At 54.8% G+C, this 2853-nt stretch carries 2 protein-coding genes and 1 pseudogene; 2 read left to right on the top strand and 1 reads right to left on the bottom strand.

Annotation, left to right across the window (positions count from 1 at the left end; all coding sequences use genetic code 11):
* Window positions 1-1086, bottom strand: a 1086-nt coding sequence (locus tag HF327_RS21745) for an ABC-three component system protein (RefSeq protein WP_198462429.1), incomplete at its 3' end; no start/stop codon positions are given.
* Window positions 1087-1164: 78 nt separating this feature from the next.
* On the opposite strand from HF327_RS21745, the gene HF327_RS21740 reads away from it, so the two are divergent.
* Window positions 1165-2261, top strand: a protein-coding gene (locus HF327_RS21740) for an IS3 family transposase (protein ID WP_407927060.1) whose coding sequence is annotated in 2 segments (ribosomal slippage) — window positions 1165-1420 and window positions 1420-2261 — 1098 coding nt in all. Because the reading frame shifts where the segments join, the coding sequence is not laid out codon by codon here.
* A gap of 54 nt (window positions 2262-2315) precedes the next feature.
* Window positions 2316-2853: pseudogene (locus HF327_RS21735) on the top strand (IS3 family transposase); the annotation flags it as partial.

Below are 2853 nucleotides of genomic sequence, written 5' to 3'. Positions count from 1 at the left end.
CATCATGATTGCAGCTTCCATCAGCTCCATAGTGCGAGGGCCAATGCGTAAAGCATGCTTAGCATTGATACCTTCGGTCTGTGGGTACATCATCTGCTCGAAAAGATGAAAGCGGGCGTCTGGATCCTTGTTTAGCTCGGCTTGCCAGATCTTCCACTTTTCCGCCATGGCAACCAATAGATCATGATCGTTGATGTCGTTTATCTTCTGCCCGACGCAAACCTGAAGCTGCTGCCATACGGCATCGTTCATCGCGTAATGAAGATCATCAGATTCGGCCAGGGTGTCGACTGGCGAGGAGAGCTCGCGCCCCATTGCACACAAAAGCGGCTCGGTATTATCGAACCAAGGGAGATTATCAAGATCCCGTTCAGTATCCCCAAGCGTACCTCGCAGCTCATTGCGTATGCCCTGGCGCCACGCAGCCTCCCCAAGAAGCATAGACTCACTTCCATGCTTGAGATGTAACGCCAGCCGAAGGATGGCGGATGGGAGGGTGAGTGCCTTGTTGGGGCGGACGTACTCTGCATGTAGCCGAAGCCTTCTGTTCGGAATGCTCTCCCTCCAGTGATGGCTGACGATTTGTGCGGCTGGATTTGGAGGAAGAACGGTCGGTGTACCTACTAGGTCGTGCGTGCCGGCGACTGTCCAGCTTTGCCCGGGTATCGCGCCTACTAGGTACTGCGTCCAAGTTTGAGCATCTGGTCGAAGCAGCTTCTGAAGGTGCTTGGCCGCACTATGACAACTCACCGCGTTAGTGTCAGTCGTGCTATCTCCGATGTAGTCCAGCAGCACACTTAATGCTATGACAGAGTCGCTGAAATGCCTGTTGAGCGACTCAAGTGCTCTAGTTTCCAATGTACTTTCATCACCTATGCAGTGGATTTCAAGCATCCGCATCTTTTCGACGACATGAGCCCAGTCTTTGAACCCGCACCACGTTGTGAGCCACGTGTAGACATTCTGGGTGGGCTTATCGTCGCGCTTGGAAAGACTGATGATATCTACTCCGTCCTTACGACATAGATCCCAGACCTCACGCAGATGGGTGATCTTGATAATCTCTTTATCTTTGCCCTTGATCACAATCTCAGGCCCGGGTGAAGCCTCCTCGAATCTTCGCACCACTCAAAAGTAGAGAGTCCACCCCACGGAGGTCTCTGCATGAAGAAGTCCAGATTCAGTGAAGCGCAAATCGTCGGCATCCTCAAAGAGGCCGAGCTCGGTGCCAAAGTCGGTGACACCTGCCGCAAGCACGGCATCAGCGATGCCACGTACTACAAGTGGAAGAGCCAGTATTCAGGGATGTCCGTATCCCATCTGGCCCAGATGCGGCAGCTGCAGGAAGAGAATGCCAAGCTCAAGCGCATGTATGCCGACTTGGCACTTATGCACCATGCGCTGAAGGATGTCGTTGAACGAAAGCTCTGACCCCGGAGCGTTGGCAGTCCATCGTGCATGCGCTCATGAGCGAGCATCGCCTAAGTCAGCGCAGAGCTTGCCAAGCTGCGGGCCTGGCTCGCTCCACGCAGCGATATGCACGTGTGGTCTGCGACGACTCCGGGGTAATCGACTTCATCCAAAGATACGTGGCATTGAATCCTCGCCACGGGTTTGGGCTGCTTTACGACAGTGCCCGCTATCAAGCGCAGCCCTGGGGAAAGACTGTGCTTTGGCGTGTGTATTGCCAGCTCAAACTGAACCTGCCCAGGCGAGGCAAGAAGCGTATGCCGCAGCGCATCAAGCAGCCCTTAGAGGCAGCCCCAACACCGAACCAGGGCTGGAGTTGTGACTTCATGTCCGATGCCCTGTGGTCAGGGCGGCGCTTCAGAACATTCAATGTCATTGACGAATTCAACCGGGAATGCCTGCGTATCGAGATTGACACCAGCTTGCCCGTCGCTCGGGTGGTACGTGCCTTGGAGGAACTCGTTGAGGTCCGCGGGACGCCGCAGTCCATTCGCCTGGACAACGGACCCGAGTTCATCGCCCAGGCTTTAAAGCAATGGGCACAGCGCAAAGGCGTAGAGCTGCGCCACATTCAGCCGGGTAAACCGACGCAGAACGCTTATGTCGAACGCTTCAACAGAACTTACAGAGCGGAGGTGCTCGACTGCTATGTCTTTGAATCGTTGCAGGAGGTGCGCTCGATGACCGAGGACTGGCTGCATCGCTATAACCACCATCGTCCACATGAATCGCTGGGCCGGATTCCGCCGGTCGCGTATCGTGTCAAACGTTTCCCCAACCTCTACTTTTAGGTGGCGCAGGAAAACGAGGAGGCTTCACAGGCATCCCCGCTCAAGGAGTGCAGAGGCATCTCAGAGAAGGTGGTTCGTCGGCTGATGAAGCAGGAGGGGTTGATCGTGGCCAAGCCCAAACGCCGCAGATATAACTCATACCTTGGAGAGATAGGTGCTGCCCCACAAAACCTCATCAATCGAGACTTCCATGCCGCTGCGCCCAATGAGAAGTGGCTCACCGACATTACTGAATTCCAGATTCCTGCTGGCAAGGTTTACCTGTCGCCAGTCATTGATTGCTTTGACGGGCTGGTGGTGAGCTGGTCGATTGGGACTCATACCAACGCAAATCTGCTGGATGCGGCCATTGATGCTGTTCAAGGCAGCGAGAGCCGCCCTGTGATTCATTCTGATCGTGGAGCTCACTACCGCTGGCCAGGCTGGCTCTCGAGGGTCCATGATGCAAAGTTGGTTCGCTCGATGTCTCGCAAAGGGTGCTCGCCAGACAATGCTGCATGCGAAGGTTTCTTTGGAAGGCTAAAGATGGAGCTGTTCTATCCCAGCAACTGGCAATCAACAACAATTGAGCAGTTCATTGAAGCTGTCGATA

Origin of the sequence: Comamonas suwonensis (genome assembly GCF_012844455.2) — a bacterium.
Lineage (GTDB): Bacteria > Pseudomonadota > Gammaproteobacteria > Burkholderiales > Burkholderiaceae_C > Comamonas > Comamonas suwonensis.
Note: the sequence above shows the minus strand (reverse complement) of the source record. Positions and strands in the feature narration are given on the sequence as shown.